General features: G+C 42.5%; 17 protein-coding genes. 14 read left to right on the top strand and 3 right to left on the bottom strand.

The genetic code is table 11. The features are described from left to right. Positions 1-6 precede the first annotated feature (6 nt). The 14 genes from O3C58_01160 to O3C58_01095 all read left to right on the top strand — a co-directional run bounded on the left by O3C58_01160 (position 7) and on the right by O3C58_01095 (position 15981). Positions 7-1425 (top strand): FAD-binding oxidoreductase, encoded by a 1419-nt coding sequence (locus tag O3C58_01160; GenBank protein ID MDA0690472.1) that lies wholly within the window; start codon positions 7-9, stop codon positions 1423-1425. A gap of 157 nt (positions 1426-1582) precedes the next feature. Further along, positions 1583-2125, top strand: coding sequence for an HNH endonuclease (locus tag O3C58_01155; protein ID MDA0690471.1), 543 nt, complete (start codon positions 1583-1585; stop codon positions 2123-2125). A gap of 192 nt (positions 2126-2317) precedes the next feature. Then, the gene (locus O3C58_01150) at positions 2318-3625 is read left to right on the top strand and encodes an HPr family phosphocarrier protein (GenBank protein ID MDA0690470.1); all 1308 of its coding nucleotides are present in this window, start codon (positions 2318-2320) and stop codon (positions 3623-3625) included. Positions 3626-3723: 98 nt separating this feature from the next. After that, entirely contained in the window at positions 3724-4230 is a 507-nt protein-coding gene (locus O3C58_01145; protein ID MDA0690469.1) for an NUDIX domain-containing protein, read from the top strand. Positions 4231-4346: 116 nt separating this feature from the next. After that, a complete protein-coding gene (locus O3C58_01140) occupies positions 4347-4847 on the top strand; it encodes a hypothetical protein (protein ID MDA0690468.1) in 501 nt (166 codons plus the stop codon). A 215-nt stretch (positions 4848-5062) separates the two neighbouring features. Continuing rightward, positions 5063-7489: a transglycosylase SLT domain-containing protein gene (locus O3C58_01135; GenBank protein ID MDA0690467.1), complete on the top strand. Its 2427-nt coding sequence runs from the start codon at positions 5063-5065 to the stop codon at positions 7487-7489. 36 nt (positions 7490-7525) lie between these two features. Next, positions 7526-8224: a CvpA family protein gene (locus tag O3C58_01130; protein ID MDA0690466.1), complete on the top strand. Its 699-nt coding sequence runs from the start codon at positions 7526-7528 to the stop codon at positions 8222-8224. Between the two features lie 77 nt (positions 8225-8301). Further along, the gene (locus O3C58_01125; protein ID MDA0690465.1) at positions 8302-9159 is read left to right on the top strand and encodes an aminotransferase class IV; all 858 of its coding nucleotides are present in this window, start codon (positions 8302-8304) and stop codon (positions 9157-9159) included. Positions 9160-9204: 45 nt separating this feature from the next. Next, positions 9205-9810 carry a dephospho-CoA kinase gene (gene coaE / locus O3C58_01120; protein ID MDA0690464.1) on the top strand — a complete coding sequence of 202 codons (606 nt, stop codon included), beginning with the start codon at positions 9205-9207 and terminating at the stop codon, positions 9808-9810. A 1001-nt stretch (positions 9811-10811) separates the two neighbouring features. Continuing rightward, positions 10812-11141: a hypothetical protein gene (locus O3C58_01115; GenBank protein MDA0690463.1), complete on the top strand. Its 330-nt coding sequence runs from the start codon at positions 10812-10814 to the stop codon at positions 11139-11141. Between the two features lie 7 nt (positions 11142-11148). Further along, positions 11149-11613 carry a hypothetical protein gene (locus O3C58_01110; GenBank protein ID MDA0690462.1) on the top strand — a complete coding sequence of 155 codons (465 nt, stop codon included), beginning with the start codon at positions 11149-11151 and terminating at the stop codon, positions 11611-11613. Between the two features lie 39 nt (positions 11614-11652). Continuing rightward, the gene (locus O3C58_01105; protein ID MDA0690461.1) at positions 11653-13164 is read left to right on the top strand and encodes a flagellar hook-length control protein FliK; all 1512 of its coding nucleotides are present in this window, start codon (positions 11653-11655) and stop codon (positions 13162-13164) included. Next, positions 13161-13472: an EscU/YscU/HrcU family type III secretion system export apparatus switch protein gene (locus O3C58_01100; GenBank protein ID MDA0690460.1), complete on the top strand. Its 312-nt coding sequence runs from the start codon at positions 13161-13163 to the stop codon at positions 13470-13472. The genes O3C58_01105 and O3C58_01100 overlap by 4 nt, the downstream gene beginning before the upstream one ends. A gap of 235 nt (positions 13473-13707) precedes the next feature. Continuing rightward, positions 13708-15981: a LysM peptidoglycan-binding domain-containing protein gene (locus O3C58_01095; GenBank protein ID MDA0690459.1), complete on the top strand. Its 2274-nt coding sequence runs from the start codon at positions 13708-13710 to the stop codon at positions 15979-15981. A gap of 18 nt (positions 15982-15999) precedes the next feature. Here O3C58_01095 and O3C58_01090 read toward each other — a convergent pair whose 3' ends face one another. The 3 genes from O3C58_01090 to O3C58_01080 all read right to left on the bottom strand — a co-directional run bounded on the left by O3C58_01090 (position 16000) and on the right by O3C58_01080 (position 18245). After that, the gene (locus O3C58_01090) at positions 16000-16764 is read right to left on the bottom strand and encodes a M14 family metallocarboxypeptidase (protein MDA0690458.1); all 765 of its coding nucleotides are present in this window, start codon (positions 16762-16764) and stop codon (positions 16000-16002) included. A 61-nt stretch (positions 16765-16825) separates the two neighbouring features. Then, positions 16826-17461 carry an endonuclease III gene (gene nth, locus O3C58_01085; protein MDA0690457.1) on the bottom strand — a complete coding sequence of 212 codons (636 nt, stop codon included), beginning with the start codon at positions 17459-17461 and terminating at the stop codon, positions 16826-16828. A 28-nt stretch (positions 17462-17489) separates the two neighbouring features. Further along, positions 17490-18245, bottom strand: a complete 756-nt coding sequence (locus tag O3C58_01080; protein ID MDA0690456.1) for an SUMF1/EgtB/PvdO family nonheme iron enzyme — start codon at positions 18243-18245, stop codon at positions 17490-17492. Between the last annotated feature and the right edge of the window lie 90 nt (positions 18246-18335).

Genomic DNA, 18335 nt, shown 5'->3' with positions numbered 1-18335 from the left:
TTAATTATGATTCGAAAAATAGACCCGCAAACAATTGCCCCTTATCTGAAAGACGCATCCAATTATTCAGGGGGATGCGCTGATGAAGTCATCATTCCCGAAACCACTCAGGAATTGGTGCAATTTCTCAAGTCTAATGACCGTCCGATAACAATTTCCGGGGCGGGAACCGGCTTAACGGCATCCAGGATTCCTGAATCAGGGGTCATCATTTCGCTGGAAAAGTTCAATGCCATTGGTGACATTGAAAACTCCGCGATCGATGTCGGCCCGGCGGTCAGTCTGAAAAATCTGCAAAACCATTTATTATCCACTCCCTATTTTTACCCTCCCAATCCCACGGAGACCCTGGCCTCGCTAGGCGGAACGATGGCAACCAATGCATCCGGTTCCAGAAGCTATAAATTTGGTGTGACCCGTGATTATGTGGTGGAGGCCGACCTCGTTCTGGCTAATGGAAAATCGGTAACCATTCGGAGAGGGCAATCCATTAAAGAGTCACTTGTACTGGACGATGGGACAGAAATTTCATTTCCGAAAACCAACTATGCAATTCCGCACTTTAAAAATGCGGCGGGATATTACGTCCAACCGGGAATGGACTGGCTGGACCTTTTCATTGGCTCGGACGGCACGTTAGCTCTGTTCACACGGATTCGTTTGAAACTACTTGTCCGGCCAGAGGCGTTTGTCAGTGGAATCCTGTTTTTCGACAGCGAGGAATCCTGCTGGGAACTGGTGGAAAAAATTCGTTTCTTGAAAGACAGTTTGGTTTCTCCCTGCGCCCTGGAGTACTTCGACAATTTTTCCCTGAAAAAACTCAAACTAACTCATGGCAATATTCCCGATAGCGCCCGCTCAGCCCTTTTCTTTGAACAGGACATCGTGAAAAAGGAAGACTATGATTTCGTCCTGGAATCCTGGTTTGAGTTTCTTAGCGCGGAAAATGTTCCGCTGGATGATTCATGGTTCGCTCAAAATGATAAGGACCGGCAAAAATTCCACGATTTCCGTCATGATATTCCGGTACTCATCAATGAAGAAAACAGTCGGCTGGGGCGGGTGAAAATTGGAACCGATATGGCGGTGGCCGACGAGCATTTTATGAAAATGATGCATTTTTATCGCCGGGAACTTTCTAAAAGTGGATTAGAATATGTTGTTTTCGGGCATCTGGGGAATAACCACCTGCACATCAATCTACTGCCGGGACCGGGAGAAATCGATCAAGCAAGGTCCACTTACGATCGGCTGGTGGATAAAATTTTAGAATGGGGTGGCACGGTTTCCGCGGAACACGGGGTCGGAAAATTAAAAAAATCCTATTTCGCTAAAATGGTCGGGCCTCAGGCGCTGGATGAGCTTAGAAAAATTAAGCAAGCTCTGGACACTGAGAATCTGCTTGGTAGGGGAAATATCCTTTGATCCCGGTAATTTAAGGGCAAAAGGCACCCCGTCTCACACTGCCGGGTGCTTCACCCCTTATCAAAAACTAACCGGGATTCATATTGACAGGTAGATCGTCTAAATTGTAAACTCCGTAAACCATTCTGTTAACTTGGTTTAAGGGCGAAGAGACAGTATGTTTGATGCCATCAAAATTCTTGTTCTCAATTATTCGTATGAGCCGCTTCAGTTTTGTACTGCAAAGCGCGGCATCATCATGGTTTTAAGCGGCAGAGCCGAAAACCTTGAAAGCAACGGTTATGTCGTCCGGTCTCCTACATTGACTTACCCCCTTCCTGCGGTTATTCGAACTTTGAAAATGATCCGCCGCAATAGAGCAACCAGCGTTTCATTCAGCAAAAAAAATATTCTCAAGCGGGATAACTACACCTGCCAATATTGTGGGCATTCGGGCAACCTGCTCACCGTGGATCATGTACACCCAAAATCCAGGGGAGGAAAATCCAATTGGACGAATGTGGTGGTCGCCTGCAAGCCCTGCAATCTTAAAAAGGGTAATCAGTCCCTGAAAGAAATCGGAATGCAACTCATCACTCCCCCCTCCATACCCGATTTCATGTTTTCCCATTTCACCATTCCAGTCGGCCCGGAATCCCATGTCCAAATTTGGCAAAAATATCTTCCCGCCAAAAGTTTTCAAAAATTCCACCATCCTTGATAATTAAGGTGCATTGAAAATTCCAATCCCATCCGGGAACCCATATTTTACTGTCGTTTGTCCAATTCCAGGAGTCCGATAGAGTTTTATGAATCTTTCTTAGGTTCGTTTTATGCGGTGAATAATGTTAAAATTTAATACGTGAGCCTGACAAGTCGGCCCCTGTAATATTTAACATTGTGGAGATAAGTCGTGGAACCAAAGTCTCTTGTGCAGTTTATCAGCGAGGAAGAATTTCTTGCTCTTGTTCAGGAACCCAGCGCGTTTTTTTTCAAATTTTATAACTCCTTTACCTCCAGGATGGAATTGGGGAGCGGGATATCCAGAACATTTTATTCAAACCTCATTCAGGAAGCAGAACTTCTGGAAAGTTATTTGGATGAATTTGGAGCGCGTGAAAATAAAAAATGGTCTTTTTTCACCGAATATGTTGCCTGCATTCGGAATCTGGGGATTTCCGCATTTTTCATAAAACATTTACTCGACCGTTACCCTTTTTACAATTTAGAAAAATCTAAAGAAAATTATGACCAGTTTCAGTCTCATGCCCAAAATGCCCTGGAGTTTTTGAATTTATCTATCCTGAATATCTATAAAGAAGTCATCCAATCAGCGAATATAAACGGGCTTATTTTTCCCTCAGAGTCCGTTTCACCAAATGAGTTTTCTGATATCGAATCCAATAAGCGGCTTCCCCGTAATATTGCCGAAGAGGAAGTAAAAGATGAGGAAGAGCAAATCATTGAGCTCTGCGATAAACTTCAGGAAGTCTCCAAAGTAATGCAAAAAGTAAAAATTACCTATACAGACGACCTGGATACGCTAAAAAAAATGATCCCGTATAAAATTAACGAAAGAAAGGCTCGTGCTTTAAAGGAAGATGTGCACAGTCTGCAATCGGATTATGACACCTACATAAAAAATACTAAGTTAGAGTACGAATACCCGATGATTAAAAATCTCCGGGGACATATTTCCATGACCCTGCATCTTATGGAAGTGGTCCTGTGGTTATGTCATTTTTATGAGAGGCATGAAGATGAAATCCGCCCTGGCGAGTGCAAAAGTAAAATAACCGAAATGGTCAATAAAACTGAGCTTCTTAGCCAGATCATTAATTTTGGATTTTATTACAGCAATCACTTCATGAATAATGGCAGTGAGTTGGCTGAGGAAATAATCAAAAATTTTATCAAAACTGAAACCATTGAAGTTTCGATTCCGAAACCCCTTGGATTTCATGCCCGACCTTCCACCTATGTGTCTCTCATCGCCCGGCAATATGATGAAGATCTATTTCTTATAGTGGATGGGGAGAAGTATAGCTCGAAATCAGTCATGAGCATGTTGCAGGCCGGTGGAGCCATTGCGGACAAGGGTTATCAAACGGTATTGTTTGAAGGCAGTAAGAGAGTTCTGGACGATATCAAGATTTTAGCGGCACATAACTATTGCGAAGAGGAGGACATCCCCAAACAACTCAGTTATCTGGTGAGTTAAGGAACTCTGCCTGAAGGGAATCGCGGAATGCACTTCAGTTTTCGCCCATTATCAAATAAACAAAATAACTTGTACCAATGTAACCTCCGCTTGACCTCATGAATTCCGACGAAGAAATATATGACCTGGTAGATATAGATGACCGGGTCATTGGCCAGGCAACTCGAAAAGAAATCCACAAAAAAAACCTGCTCCATCGATCCGTGCATATTTTTGTTTTTAACCCAGAGGGAGATCTTTACCTGCAGAAAAGAGCTTTTTCCAAAGATGAGAACCCTGGATTCTGGGACACGTCCTGCGCCGGTCATGTCGATGCAGGCGAGAATTACCTGACTGCTGCCAATCGGGAGCTTATGGAAGAATTGACTATTTCCGAGCCTTTGCACCTTTTCATGAAAATTAAAGCCTGTAAAGAGAGTTATTGGGAACATGTTTTCGCCTATACCTGCACCACTCGCCAACCTATCAAAATTAACCCTACCGAAATTCTGGAAGGTTATTATTGGTCCTTGGATGAAATCAATCTCGCCCTTTCCAAAAAAAAATACCAATTCACTTCTACATTTAAGATTCTATTTATCAATTATTTAAAAGATAGAGGTTAATTATTTAATAAAAAATAAAAAAATTACTTAAGATTAAGTTAAGTCTTGCCGATAGGCTTATATCCTGTAATATAAGTAAATTCAATAAACCCTATATTTTAATATGGAGGTCTGTCATGTTGGTCGCTGCTATTGACAGAAGTAAGGCTACCGATTCTGAAAAGATGGTGGAAAGAATTATTTCTGCGTCTAAATCCCTGCCCGCGTTGAGAATTGAAGAACCTTCAGGTTTTAATGTACCATCGCAAAAACGGAAGGGAATTATTCTAAGAAATGGTGACAAAAGAAACAACGACCGCCGGCATAGAGTCCCAGAATCTATTCAATCTCTGGCTCAGCAAAATAGCAAAGAGCGAAGGCATCAGAATAACCGGGCGCCACATACCAAATGGAGTTCACAAACTCATGAAATCATTATCATTGCGGTAGAAAAAGAACCAAATGCTCAAAGAAAATGGAATGTTGGGGAAGAAGTGGTGGTCAGTCCCTCATCCACTCAGGAAAAATTGTCAGCAAGGCCATCTGTTCCTTCTCAATTTAAGCGGTCGACACCTTTGGTAAATGAGGAAAATGATTTTATCGTTTCCTTAAGTCGATCTCTTGGGAAAAAAATATAACTCTTTCCTGCCAATTTCTATCTTTTTGAATTAATATAGAGATTGCAAGTTTTGTCTTCACGGCAGAATCAAGCTTCTTATTTCCAAATAAGAAAATCAATCTGGTTCGTTTAAAAGCTCCCCCAGCCCCACTCCTTCGTGGAGGGTGATTTTTATCAAGCCGGGCAACGTTTTCGGGTTTTGATTCAACTGTTACACCGAATCCCCTGGTCCCAATGACTTCTCTCCTGAAAATAATATTCTCTTTAATTCTTTCAATCCTTTTCCAGATAGGCAATGTTTCTGCCAAATCACTTGATATTTTTAATACCCTGGAGTCTTTCCCCCCTGTTCTTACCGTCCTCGGGAACAAAAGTTACGAACTCGATCATCTTGATGAGAAAGAAATACCTTCGGTCCTCAAACATTACACATCAGCCTGGGAGAATAGTAACTCTCAAGAAGAGAAGAACCTGCTGGTCCTTGCTATAGGGTATCTTCACTACCGAAGTCAGGATTACAAGGCCGCTATTAAATATCTGAACAAAAAAATTGTAGGTAATTTCATTCTGGAGGATTTCCGGATTAACTACCTCTCCCTTGCTTTTAAGGAACAAGGAAACAGGGAGTTAGATAACCAGCAATATTCAACCGCTCTTGATTTGCTCAATAGGTCTGAAAATCTTCGCATGATTATTTTCCGGTCTTATCCCGACAGTCCATTTTACTCCAACGTACCCCGTGATCTGGCAGAGGTGGAATACCAACTGGGAAAAAGTTACTTTTTGGCGCTTAATTACCGGGCCGCGTGGCAGGCATTCCGTAAATCATTAATGCGAGAGTTTCCGGGTAATGAAGAGCATAAATTAATGGTCAACCTTTCTCTGGCCGAAAATTATCGATCTGCCGGTGACTTGAAAGGCGCGGCGGATGTTTATGCTTCTATCTTGAACAACACACAATCTGAAGAAGCAAAAGAAACAGCGCGAATTTTTTTTAGAGTCCATAGTGACAGGCTTAAAAAAATAAATATTGACCTTGAGGGACTGGAATTTGATTTAAGCATTTCTTTAAAAATGAATGGCGAAGCAAGGAAACGTCCCATTGCCCAGAAGAAAAATAAGGTGATCTATAGAAATGAAATGGTGAAAAGTTTCTACGAATCGATCGATCGGGACGATCAGGAAGTGAGTTTGAAATTGGGCCTGAATGTTCTCCAGAGTTTTCCTGGAATTCAAGAGGCGAGGGGGGTTACTAAAATATTGAATCGCCTTCTAATTTCTTACCTGAGAGATCATCCTGTCAATGATGCGGTTGAACAACTCACCACGTTATATCCTAGAAAATCGCTCAATGACGTGGCTTATTCCCTTTGGAAGGAAGAACTACCCGAGCAGGCGGCAATTTTTTATGAAAAAATAATCCAACAGTATCCCCTGGAAATTAACGATTGTCATAAAGCCCTGTTTTTTCTTGGGCGCATTGCCGAGGACAAAGGTGAATATTCCAAAGCGCTAGGATATTATGAACAACTGATCCAGAAATATGATTTTGGTTCCTTCACCACCGCCGCGCTATTCAAAATCCCTTGGATCTATAAGCTGGAAAAAAAATATGACCTGGCCCAGACCCATTTTAATCGACTCATCGAGTTTCATTCTTCGTCGGCTTATAAACGCTTGAATGCAACTTACCCCAATGCCTCTTACCAGTTGGCAGGTCAATATTGGCTGGCTCAAACTCAGGAAGAGTTGGGCAATAAGAATGAAAAAATTAAAATATTCAAAGAACTTGCCCAAAATCACCCTTTTGATTTCTATACCATTATCACCCAGGAAGAATCAGGATTTGACCTCAAACATTTTTTGACACAGAAGGCATCTCAGGAGGTGGCTTTTAGAATATTTGGTCTTGGCGAAATCGACCGTAAACGATTGCGCCGGGCAGAGCAGTTGATCGCCGTAGGATTTAGTGATCAGGGGGTTGAGGAATTGGAACACCTTTCTTTTAAAAAGGATAATCCCGCTTTTTCATTTTACATTGCACATTTATTTAAGCTTGGAGGCAATTTCCAGGATTCCATGCGCCTTTCCTGGAAAATAGCCGGCAACGGCAATCATGAGCGGCTTTCCCGGTCCGTTGCAGAAGGGCTGTACCCCAGAGCCTTTCATTTACAAATACACGAAATTTTAAAAAATTACGAACTCGATCCCTTTTTAGTTCTTTCTTTGATGCGACAAGAGAGCGCTTTTAATCCTAGAATCATTTCCAAAGCCAATGCCATCGGATTGATGCAGTTAATGCCCAAGACCGCAGAGGAGGTGGCGCGCTCCCTTGGACAAGAGATTCCCACAGAGGAACAGTTAAAAAATCCATCCAACAATGTACGGTTGGGGATCGATTATTTAAATTACCTGATGGTTTCCTTTAATCAAAATATGGTATATGCTTTAGCGGCCTATAATGCAGGTCCAACAAAAATAAAACAATGGATAGCCTTGCGCCCCAGTTTGGATCCGCTGGAATTTATTGAAACGATTCCTTATACTGAAACAAGAAACTACGTTAAAAAAGTACTGCGGAATTACGCCATTTACCTCACTCTATACGAAGAACAGAAACCCGATCGCTTTAAGGAATTATTGCTGAGCAACACCCATTGAATAACTACAAACTTCTTGTGTATTAAGTAGAAATTTATGTCCCTGTTTGATTCCCTTGTCATAATCGTTTTGAGTATCAGCCTTGTGTTCTCCATCATCCGTGGAATGGTGCGGGAAATATTCTCGGTACTGGCCTATATCGGTGGATACTTTTTGGCCATGAACTACCGTGCAGACTTATCTATTACCCTTAAACAATATATTTCGAACACCACAGCATCTGAAATAATCAGTTTTGGTCTTATTTTTATTGCCGGAGTTGTTGGCATTTCTTTAGTGGGCAAACTCATAAAGAAGCTGATTCATTCCGCCCCAGGTTTGTCTGCACTTGACAGGGTATTTGGTGGCATTCTTGGGGTCGTTAAAGGCGTTGTCATTTTAATTATCCTAATGTTTCCGCTTCGGTTTTTCCCGGAATTGAATACTGACATCACTCGTGGATCTATTTTTGCTCCCCATTTGAACAATTTATCTCAGGTTGTGGCTCGCGGAGTGAATAGCGAAAGCTTAATTGAAAGTTTTCCAAAAATTAATTTGAGCGAAGTTAAGGAGAATATTGGCGCCTGGAAAGGCCTCGATAAACTGGCTCAAGACCTGAAAAGTAGAACCAACGGCAGTGCAAACTCTGAAGGTTTAAAGGGAGAACCTCAGGATAAATACACTGATGAGGATGAAAATAAACTGAAAGACATTCTTTTATCCCTGGATAAAAAAAAGGGGTCCTCTAGCAATTGATATGGTTTGACATTTCTATTTGCCATTCCCTGCCTGCCTGATATTCAAATACAAAATTACCTGATGGGGTTTAAACCATGACGACTAAAATAAATTTTAACAGTAACATTGAAGATGATGCACACATCTCCGTTTTTGATCACGGTTTTTTGTTTGGTGACAGTGTGTATGAAGTGCTTTTTACTCATCATAACAAACCTGCCTTTTTTGAAGATCATTTCAAGCGACTATTAAATTCGGCCAGTGGCCTCTCATTGACAATTCCTTATGACCAGAATTGGTTTGCTCGGGAAGTCGATAAAACACTCCAGGCCGCCGGCAACAAAGAGTCGTATGTTCGTATTGTTGTGACTCGCGGGATAGGAGACCTTGATATCGATCCATCCACGTGTCAAAAACCCAATGTTGTCATTTATGTGACCAAAATCAAAGAATACCCACCTGAAAACTATAAGGATGGAATCAAAATCGCCCTGGTTTCCATCAAAAGAAATCCAAAAGAAGCTTTAAATCCAGGCATGAAAACGGGGAATTATCTTAACAACGTTCTAGCTAAAATGGAGGCAAACCGGCTTGGAGCCAAAGATGCCTTGATGTTAAGTCCCTCCGGCTATTTGACCGAATGCACCACCAGCAACATATTTTTTGTCCAGGGAGAAAGAATCCTGACGCCTTCCCTTGACTGTGGAATTCTCTCCGGAATCACCCGCGAAAAGGTCATTCAACTTGCGCAAGAAAATGGTGTTACCGTGGAGGAGGGGCAATGGCCCGCGGAAGCCCTGGAAAAAGCCGATGAATTATTTCTCACAGGAACCATTAAAAAAATCATGCCTGTCACCCAATTGGATGGTAGAACGATTGGAGACGGCAAACCCGGCCCCATGACGCAAAAATTGATCCGGCTTTATGATGAGCTTTTACAGTCGCTGAAGTGAGTAAAAGAACAGTGCTATTTGAGGTTGAGAATAGGTGAAACAACGATGGGTTTGATTGTGGGTCTTACCGGCAGTATGGGTTCCGGAAAAACGACTGCGGCCTCCATACTTAAAGAACTGGGCGCCAGTATTATCGATGCGGATGCTATCTGCCGGGAACTGGTTCTCCCCAACCAACCTGCCTGGGAAGAAATAACCCACACTTTTGGGAAAGCGATTTTAAATGAGGATCAAACGATAGACCGCACCAGACTGGCCAATATCGTATTTAGCGACAAAAGCAAAAAAATATTGCTTGAGAACATACTTCATCCCAAAGTTTTTGCGGAAGAGATGAGGCTTTGCGGGCAAATTTTTAAAGATGACCCTCAATCCGTCGTTATTATCGACGCCGCACTTTTAATAGAATCAGGCAATTTAAAAAAGGTAGATAAGGTGATTGTGGTCACCTGCGATCAAGAAAGTTTGATTCGCCGGGCAATGAAGCGTAGCACCTTGACCCGCGAGGAAGCCACATTGAGAATTCAAAATCAAATGCCTCAGGAAGAAAAAGTTAAGCATGCCGACTACATTTTACAAAATGATGGCAACCATGAAGACTTCAAAGCCAAGGTTCAAAAATTATATACTGAATTAAAAACAACGCTCTGAATCCAGATCAATACAGAATTTCAATGGTCACAAGGACTCTGTCATGGCGCAAGCTGAAGAAGCTGAAGAATTAGATCCCAGTGCTCAAGAAGCTGAAGAGCTTGAACGTCTGCTAGAAGCCACGGACCCCCCCGGAAGAGGGCGCAAAGGCAGCAGAACCACCAGACAAAGGCAGCCGTTTTCTATTTAGCAAGAAATTCTGGATTGTGGTGGGTGGAGGAATCCTGTTGTTGCTTGCATCGGCGGCCGGAACTTACTATTTTCTTTCTTCGTCCTCTCCGAAGGAAGCAAAGGTCGAGGAAGCCGTTTCCGCTCTCCCTCCAGTTGAAGCTGTCAAGCCTACTTTTAATAAAGTTAATATATATGCTTTACAACCTTTTTTCCTTCCCCTCAAATCAGGTAATACAGAGACGGGTCATTTTATTTCCCTGACCCCTCATTTCATATTAAGCAACAGTACCCTGAACAATGAAATAGAGAAAAGTCTCCCAAATATTCGAAAAAATATTTACACAATATTAACCCGGAAAAGCCCGAAGGAATATTTTCTCAATAAAGGAAATATTGAAGAAATAATCAAAAAAGAAATCCTGGTTTCAGTCAACCCCCTTCTTCTCGCAGGGACTGGAACCGTTAATGATGTGGTATTCACCCAGTTTGTGATTAAGTGACATTTCCTTCCTTACCATCCTCTAGCAGTTTTTAATAAACACCCAAACCAGCACCACCTGGCTATTTAAAACCATAACTATTTAATAACGTGAAGCCCGCCTGTACATCCAGTTTTTTCTTCGGATCGCTGCATTAAAGACTTCAACAATAGAGCAATTTAATTACAATAAACGGGAGCAGTATTACTGCTTTATTTTCTGTTAAGTTTTTATCGTTAATCCCCGAAAAGATAATAGTTATTGGGTTTGCAGCCGTCCCCCGGGACCTTGACAATTCCATGTGAACACGTATAGTAATATAATTGATATTAAAACAGTGAGTTAGCTAATATGTCGGGAATCTCACCAGTCAATATCCAACACATCGTGCAGATGGGGACAGCCACTGAGAAAGTCCAGCATAACCTGCAAAACCTTCCCCATGCCAACGGTCAGCATCAAAATGAAGAAAGAAAAATCTCCGATGAGTTGAAACGGTTATCCGTTCAAAACTCAGAGCTCTCCAATCAATCCAATAATGTTGATCCTGATGGGTCTGGAGCGAATCAATTCCGAAAGAAAAATAAAAAGCCTGATTTGGATTCTGAAGATGAAGCTTATAAAAGGAAAATGTCAGCATTGGAAGAAAATCAGGGTGGAACCATCAACGTGATGATTTAGTTTTTTTATGAATAACTGGGTTCTCCTGCAAATCTTTCTAAATATCCTTTTCGCTGTTAGTGCCGGTTACTGCGTTCTTCGATTCAGAAAAAAAGAACAATTCGCCAGGGGCTGGGAATCCCAGAAGAATGAATTGGCCGCTTTTGAAGTTGCACTGCAAAAGATGGTGCTGGAAGGGCACAAATTGTCTGACCGGATTTTAGAAAACGTTGAATCCAGGCATAAAGACCTGTTCACGCTAACTCAGGTGATGGAAAATGAAAAAAAAGCCCTCATGGCACTCCTGGAGGAAGTAAAGTCAGCCGGATATTCTTCTCAAAGCATCAACCAGAAATTTCAGGAACCCTGGATAAATGATAAATATGGCAAGGCGTTGAAATTATCCGCTGAAGGGTTTAGCCCGCGAGAAATAGCAGACAAAATCAATCTTCCTTTGGGAGAAATTGAACTCGTTCTCAGCTTACGCAAGTGATTTCTTTTTTAATTTTTTCGGGGAAAAACGGAGTTTTCCTTGCAAGTCGATCAATTACCATCAAACGTTCTCAAAATCCTCACCAGTGAGGGTTCATCTGAAGGTTTATCTTCACTCCCTCAAAAATTCATCCAGCAGCTAAATATCGGCCAGTTCCTCAAGGGACAGGTGGTGCAAGTGTTTTCCGATGGAAAATCCCAGCTCGACTTTGGAAAACAAAAATTAATTGTCGAAGGAAACCTTTCCTTTAAAGTTGGACAAACTCTCACGGCCCAGGTGAAACAACTCACCCCCATTCCGGAGTTTAAAATCGTCAGTAATTCTGGCGCGGTCATTGCCCATAATCCGGCAAAGGCTGTCAATGACACTTCAGGTAGGGAAGTAAAACAGGATGTTACTCTCTCCTCCAGACCCAGCTCGCCCATTTCCATCTTTGCAAAAACCAATCTGGAGTTTTTAAAACTGGATTTGGGAAAGGTCTACCAGATTCCGGTAAAACAAGTTTTGGACCCTGATACCGCTATTATCCAGCTGAACAATAGAAATTTTATTGTTACAACGCAAGGTTCTCAGCCCTTGAAACCTGGAGATCAAATACCCGTCATTGCCCAACAAACTGAAAATGGATCGTTTCGCCTCGCTCAAACCGACGGTGCGGTCATCAGCCGGGTGGACCCTGGAGTGGTAAAACCCTACCTGTCCATACGCCAGCCCTTTGGGGAGATGGTCAATAAACTCACCACTGTAGTCAGCGATTTGCCCCCAGGAAACGAGTTATTTAAAATTGCAGGGAAGGAGGCATTGGCAAGGCTGGAGCAAACGATTCAAACATTGACCTCGGGGACCGAAAAAATACCCAGCGCCCAAATGGTTAAAGAACAGGTCAATTTATCTGGAGTGGATTATGAAGCCAAAGTAAAACATTTTCTGGAGAAAGGGGCAAATTTCGAATCGGCAAAAGGACTGGAACTTAACAGGGATCTTAAAGGCCTGCTTCTGGAAATGATACAGAAACTTGAAAACCAAAGTTTACAAAAAAGCGGTTCTTCTCCACAATCACAAGCATTAAAAGACACGACTCAGATTTTTCGCCAGGCAGTGGACAATATTGAATTGCACCAACTGACCAATCAACTGGCGAAACAGGAAGGTCAACCTCTCTTACTGCAAATTCCCAACCCCTATGCAAACGGCGACCCGACGATCAAACTTTATATCCGTCCCTCACAGGATGAAGAAGAAGGTAATAAAGGCAAATCCAAGCAGAACTATAATCTGGTATTTCTTCTCAACCTTTCGAATTTAGGCAATCTTCGTGTTGACAGTCAAATAGTGAAATCCCAATTATCCTTAAAGATGACTGTAGAAAACCAATCCATTGCCGATTTTATAAACACCCATGCTCAGGATTTCGAATCGCGGCTCGACGAACTCGGATTTAAGGCGCACCTCGCCTGCTGCGTGCAAGACAAAATAGATATGCACCCTGTTAATGATTTGCCTGAAGTACTGATGGGCCTCACATCTCAACTGGTCGATGTCACGACATGAAAAAAAACGACTTCAAGCGTCCTAAATCTGCCGTATCCTTGCGGTACAACTCCTTCAGTGATCTTGCCCCAAAAATAACCGCCAAAGGGAAAGGCCAGATCGCAGCAAATATTATTGCTCTGGCAAAAAAACACAATATTCCAATAAAAGAAGATCCTGACCTGGTTGAGGTTCTTTCCCAAATTGAGGTTAACCAGGACATTCCACCCACCGTTTACCACGTTGTGGCGGAATTACTGGCATTTGTCTACCAGATTAATAAAAATTATCCCAAAACATCAGACCCTCTTAAACTCAAAAAATACTGATTTATGGGAGGCTACAAACACAACCTTCCTGAAAAAAATAAAATTGACTTGACTCGGACGCGCCATGTCTGTTATCCTTTTAAAATCAAAGGGCTTATGTCTTTTTGGGGTGAATGGAGGAAGGGCGAATGATGTTCCAGTTTGGCTCATTTTTTTGCCTTAACCGTCCAAAAATAGAAAAACAAATTGGCCTTAATTATCCTTCAAACCATTCCATAAAAGGACGGTTCTTTTGGTGAAATCGCTTTATTTTAAAGTACTTGCCTGCATTCTCGCCACATTCATATTTTTTGTTACCTTTTCCCAGGCCCTGGGAAATACTCCCGGAAGTGTTCATACCCTGTCAGATTACGATTTTTCAGTTCCTCCAGGATTGGAAAAACAGGTCGATTTCTGGAAAAAAATCTATTCAGAATATCCATCAGATTATGCCGTTGTGCATGACATCGAGAATCTGGATGTGATATACGAAGTCGTCTATCTTGGCGGCCAATCTTTGTCCAATCGGGCAAAAGACAATAAGTTACGCAAGGTTAAAGATAAATATAAAGAAATACTGCGAAAACTAGCCAGCAAAAAGAACATAACCATCCTCACAGGGGAAGAAAAGCGTATTCACGATTTGGTGAAAGGCGGGTTTTACCAGGCTTCAGGAAACATCCGTTCCCAGATAGGGCAAAAAGATCGATTTGAACGGGGGATATTTCGTTCTGGCAAATACATGAACGAAATAAATAAAATTTTAAAAGATTACAACCTTCCCAAGGAATTAGGCGCACTTCCTCATGTGGAGTCATCCTTCCATGAAGGGGCTTATTCAAGCGCAGGGGCTGCGGGAATTTGGCAATTTACTCGTGGTACTGGAAGACTTTTTATGCGGGTTGGATACGATGTTGACGAAAGACGAGACCCTATTCTTTCCACTCACGCCGCCGCAAAATTATTAACACATAATTTTGAGCAGCTGAAAAGCTGGCCCCTTGCCATAACTGCCTATAACCATGGGACCCGGGGAATGATGCTGGCAAAGCAAAAATTTGGGGCTAATATCGCCACTATCGTCAATAAATATAAAAGTCGAACCTTCGGCTTCGCTTCGAGAAACTTTTACGCCGAGTTCCTTGCGGCTCTGCATGTCTCCAACAACGCCACAAAGTATTTCCCCAATGTCACCAGGGCCGAGCCGTTAAAGTATGTTTCAGTGCGCTTTGATGACTATGTCCATATTTCCACTGTAATGGATCAATTTGGAATGGGTCGAGAAGAAATAGCGAAATCCAACCCCGCGCTGCGCACACCCGTTATCACTGGACAAAAAAGGATTCCAAGAGGGTTTGTGTTTAAAGCACCCGCTAGAGAATTTGACAATCTCAGACCCATTTACCAAAAAATAGCGACTTCGGAAAAATACGACCAACAAATTCGATCAAAATGGTACACCGTTCAGCAAGGTGACACATTGTCTGGTCTTGCTATGCGTTTTGGCACTTCGGTTCAAAATTTAAAACAACGAAATGGGATTGGGCTAAGAAACAGGATTTATGTCGGTAAAGTTCTCAAATTGCCAGAGGCCAAAGGTCAGCAAATAAACGAGTCCTTTCAAGTGATGGAAGCAAAGGCGCCGGCTAAGGAAATGGAACAAGTTAGCACAGGTTCTTATCGAGTCCAGAAAAATGATAAATTGAGCAAGATCGCTAAACGATTTAAAACCAACAGTGCAGAAATTGCGCGGTTAAATGAAATAAAAAATCCGAACTCGCTTTATCCGGGACAAAAACTGTTGATTCGCGAAAGCATGGTTGTGGCCGAAGCCAGCAATACGATTACCGAACCCGAAAGTTCACGGAGTGCCCTTAATGAAAATTCCAATTTCGAAACTGCAAAGCTTGAATTGAAGGAAAATAAGGAAAATGACGTAATTGCCAAAATAAATCAAAATGACAAATTGGATCAGGTGATTGAAGCAAAATCTCAAACGCGCCCCGATGTGAAGGTAAAATTTGCGAACTTGACTTCGCAGGATTACAAGATGAACAAAAACCGGCCTGCTTTCTTACCTGTAAAGTTTAAGTCCGAATCAAACAAAGAGTCCCGCATGGGAGAAATCACTGTTGATTTTGATGAGACACTCAGCCATTACGCGGAATGGGCTCAATTGTCGGTCAGTCGGGTACGGAGGGCAAACAATCTTCGCCGCAACTCACAAATTCCGGTGCACGCCAAAATTAAGGTTCCCTTCACAAAAACTGATCCTGAAAAATTTATGGAACGCAGACAGGAGTTTCATAAGGCGATTCAAGATGACTTTTTCAGCAATTATCAGGTCGACAAGTTGGTAATCCGTAAGGTGAAAAAGGGAGAAACTTTGTGGGAAATATGCAATGACATGAACTTTATTCCCTTTTGGCTTTTAAGCAGTTACAACCCGGAGAAGGACATTCATTCCCTCTCGCTAGGCGAACCCATCGTCATCCCTATTCTTACCCCGATCAAGCCCAAAGAATCCTAAAGCAATATACCAACCTTATTAATAACCGGGGAAACTGCCTAACCCTGTTCTTATCGCTTGTAAATGAGCATTCACCCGATTTTCCATGGGAAACCGGGGAGCTGTTTCCAGCGTCAGGCAGATATGAGTCCCGCTTGACAAAGAGTATAGGGCCATTGGCCACCAATCCATCGATTCCGGTTCGGACACCCTGTCAATGACACCTTCCTTTGCGGGAAATCCATCAATAATAGAGTCCCTGTTCACTGGCATGACTTTTTGGACTTCATTCACAATTTTGGTGGGCAGATCGGTCTTCAAATCAGAATCAGCGGAATGAAATAAATAATAGCCAGAACTGTCTTCATCCTCATGGAGTTCAATCGTCAGATCAAAAGGAAAGGCAAATAACGATTGAACCAGAGCCACTTCCCTCGGAGGTGATGAGGATTTAAACAATCGATTGAGGTCTATTCCCTCATGGTTTACCCGCGTTCCACGCTCATACCCGTGGGGGTTGATGCATGGAACCAGGGTTATTTCCCAGCTCTTAATAAAGGTTAAATATTCTTTCCCTTCGATAAAGGAACAAATAGTCTCCACCCCCGCCGGTTCATCGCCATGGATTCCCGCAGAAATCAAAACCCTTTTAGAGTTTCCACGACCCAATACAATTTTTTCGATAGGGTAGGATGCTGAGTTGCTTTCAACCCTTCCCAGGTGAACGGTCTTTATTCCCCCATCCAGGGACGATGCAAGCCGTGCCTGAATATCAGAGTAATTGCGAATTGATTTTCTTTCCATGACTGTTCATAAGTCCTAACCCTATAAATAGGGTGCTAAAAAGGATAGCAATCAGGAAAAATTATTTGAAAAATTTTTCTGAATACTGACATTCCTTTTCAATGACGCATTCTCCGCAGGCGAAGTTTTTAGACTTACACACATAACGGCCATGCAGAATGAGGTATCTATGTGCCTCCTGTTTCCATTTCTTGGGAGTGACTTCCAGGAGCTTTTCTTCAATTTCGAGTACGGTTTTTCCTGGAGCCAGGCCCGTACGACGGGAAACCCGAAACACATGTGTATCTACCGCAATGGTGGGTTGACCGAACCCTTCGTTCAAAACAACATTGGCCGTTTTTCTACCCACACCCGGCATTTTCTCAAGAGATTCACGGTTTCCTGGAACTTCACCTTCGAATTCATCCATTAAAATTTGACAAGTCCGTATTATATTTTTGGCCTTAGTGGGCGCCAAACCAATTGTCTTGATAAGGGTTTTCAGGCGGTTCTCTCCACATTCCAAAATCTTTGCCGGGGTAGGGTAAAGAGAAAATAGTTTGCCCGTTGCGGCGTTCACGGATTTATCGGTTGCCTGGGCACTCAGGATAACGGAGATTAACAGTTCAAAATTATTATTGAAGTTGAGTTCGGAACGGGCATCCTTGAAGGTTTGGCTTAACTTCAGGTAGATACGATTGACAGTTTTGGCATTCAAGGGAAGTGAAATAAAAAAATTTTGAAAGCTATTTGCTTCTTTTGGGAAGGGATTTAGCACAACGGACGCCCACCCAGAAATCTTCCGTAGGGTCCGACATCCCCTGATAGCGAACGGTGACGCGGATAAGATTTTCCTCGTCTATCCAGGACCCGCCCCGGATGACACGCCAACTTTGCCTCGCTGGACCCTGAGGATTATTCTCAGGACTATCTTTATAGTAGTCTTCTGCATACCAGTCAGAAACCCACTCCCAGACACTTCCCATCATATCGTGGAGTTCCCATGCATTTGGTTTCTTTTTTCCTGCGGGTTGAAGTTTACGAAAAGAGTTTCCTCCATACCAAAGGTAGTCTCGATCAATTCCATTTCCCCAGGGGTTGTCGTCCTTATTTCCAGCCCGTGCGGCATATTCCCATTCAGCTTCCGTAGGAAGCCGACGGCCAATGCGGGAACAATAGTCTACCGCTTCCTGCCAATCAATATCAGATACGGGTAAATCAGGGCCTTTGATGGGGGTATTGTTGAACCCCATCACCGCTTCCCAGTTTTTTTGGGTCACTTCATATTTTTCAATATAAAAACTGTCCAGACACACTTTGTGGGCTGGTCGTTCGCGTTCATTTTTCCATCCCATTTTATAAGGAAACACTTTATCGGTTCCCATTGTGAAGCAACCTTTTGGAACCAGCACCATTTCCCCACTGCCCTCATTTGCGAAAGATGAAAGAGGAGTGGCGATTGCTACCCATACTATTAAACAAACAAATAGATATTTTTTCATAACAATGATTCTACTTCATCAAAATTAGTAGGGTCAAGCCCTCAATAGTTGCAAAATTAGAAAGTTCGTTCTTCCAAACAAATCATAACA

The organism is Nitrospinota bacterium, assembly GCA_027619975.1.
Classification (GTDB): Bacteria; Nitrospinota; Nitrospinia; order Nitrospinales; family VA-1; genus JADFGI01.
Note: the sequence above shows the minus strand (reverse complement) of the source record. Positions and strands in the feature narration are given on the sequence as shown.

What these genes read in the sequence shown, in the direction of transcription:
- O3C58_01160 (MDA0690472.1), top strand. Translation starts at nt 7, where the DNA reads ATGATTCGAAAAATAGACCCGCAAACAATTGCCCCTTATCTGAAAGAC.
- O3C58_01155 (MDA0690471.1), top strand. Translation starts at nt 1,583, where the DNA reads ATGTTTGATGCCATCAAAATTCTTGTTCTCAATTATTCGTATGAGCCG.
- O3C58_01145 (MDA0690469.1), top strand. Translation starts at nt 3,724, where the DNA reads ATGAATTCCGACGAAGAAATATATGACCTGGTAGATATAGATGACCGG.
- O3C58_01140 (MDA0690468.1), top strand. Translation starts at nt 4,347, where the DNA reads ATGTTGGTCGCTGCTATTGACAGAAGTAAGGCTACCGATTCTGAAAAG.
- O3C58_01135 (MDA0690467.1), top strand. Translation starts at nt 5,063, where the DNA reads ATGACTTCTCTCCTGAAAATAATATTCTCTTTAATTCTTTCAATCCTT.
- O3C58_01130 (MDA0690466.1), top strand. Translation starts at nt 7,526, where the DNA reads ATGTCCCTGTTTGATTCCCTTGTCATAATCGTTTTGAGTATCAGCCTT.
- O3C58_01125 (MDA0690465.1), top strand. Translation starts at nt 8,302, where the DNA reads ATGACGACTAAAATAAATTTTAACAGTAACATTGAAGATGATGCACAC.
- coaE (MDA0690464.1), top strand. Translation starts at nt 9,205, where the DNA reads ATGGGTTTGATTGTGGGTCTTACCGGCAGTATGGGTTCCGGAAAAACG.
- O3C58_01115 (MDA0690463.1), top strand. Translation starts at nt 10,812, where the DNA reads ATGTCGGGAATCTCACCAGTCAATATCCAACACATCGTGCAGATGGGG.
- O3C58_01110 (MDA0690462.1), top strand. Translation starts at nt 11,149, where the DNA reads ATGAATAACTGGGTTCTCCTGCAAATCTTTCTAAATATCCTTTTCGCT.
- O3C58_01100 (MDA0690460.1), top strand. Translation starts at nt 13,161, where the DNA reads ATGAAAAAAAACGACTTCAAGCGTCCTAAATCTGCCGTATCCTTGCGG.
- O3C58_01090 (MDA0690458.1), bottom strand. Translation starts at nt 16,764, where the DNA reads ATGGAAAGAAAATCAATTCGCAATTACTCTGATATTCAGGCACGGCTT.
- O3C58_01080 (MDA0690456.1), bottom strand. Translation starts at nt 18,245, where the DNA reads ATGAAAAAATATCTATTTGTTTGTTTAATAGTATGGGTAGCAATCGCC.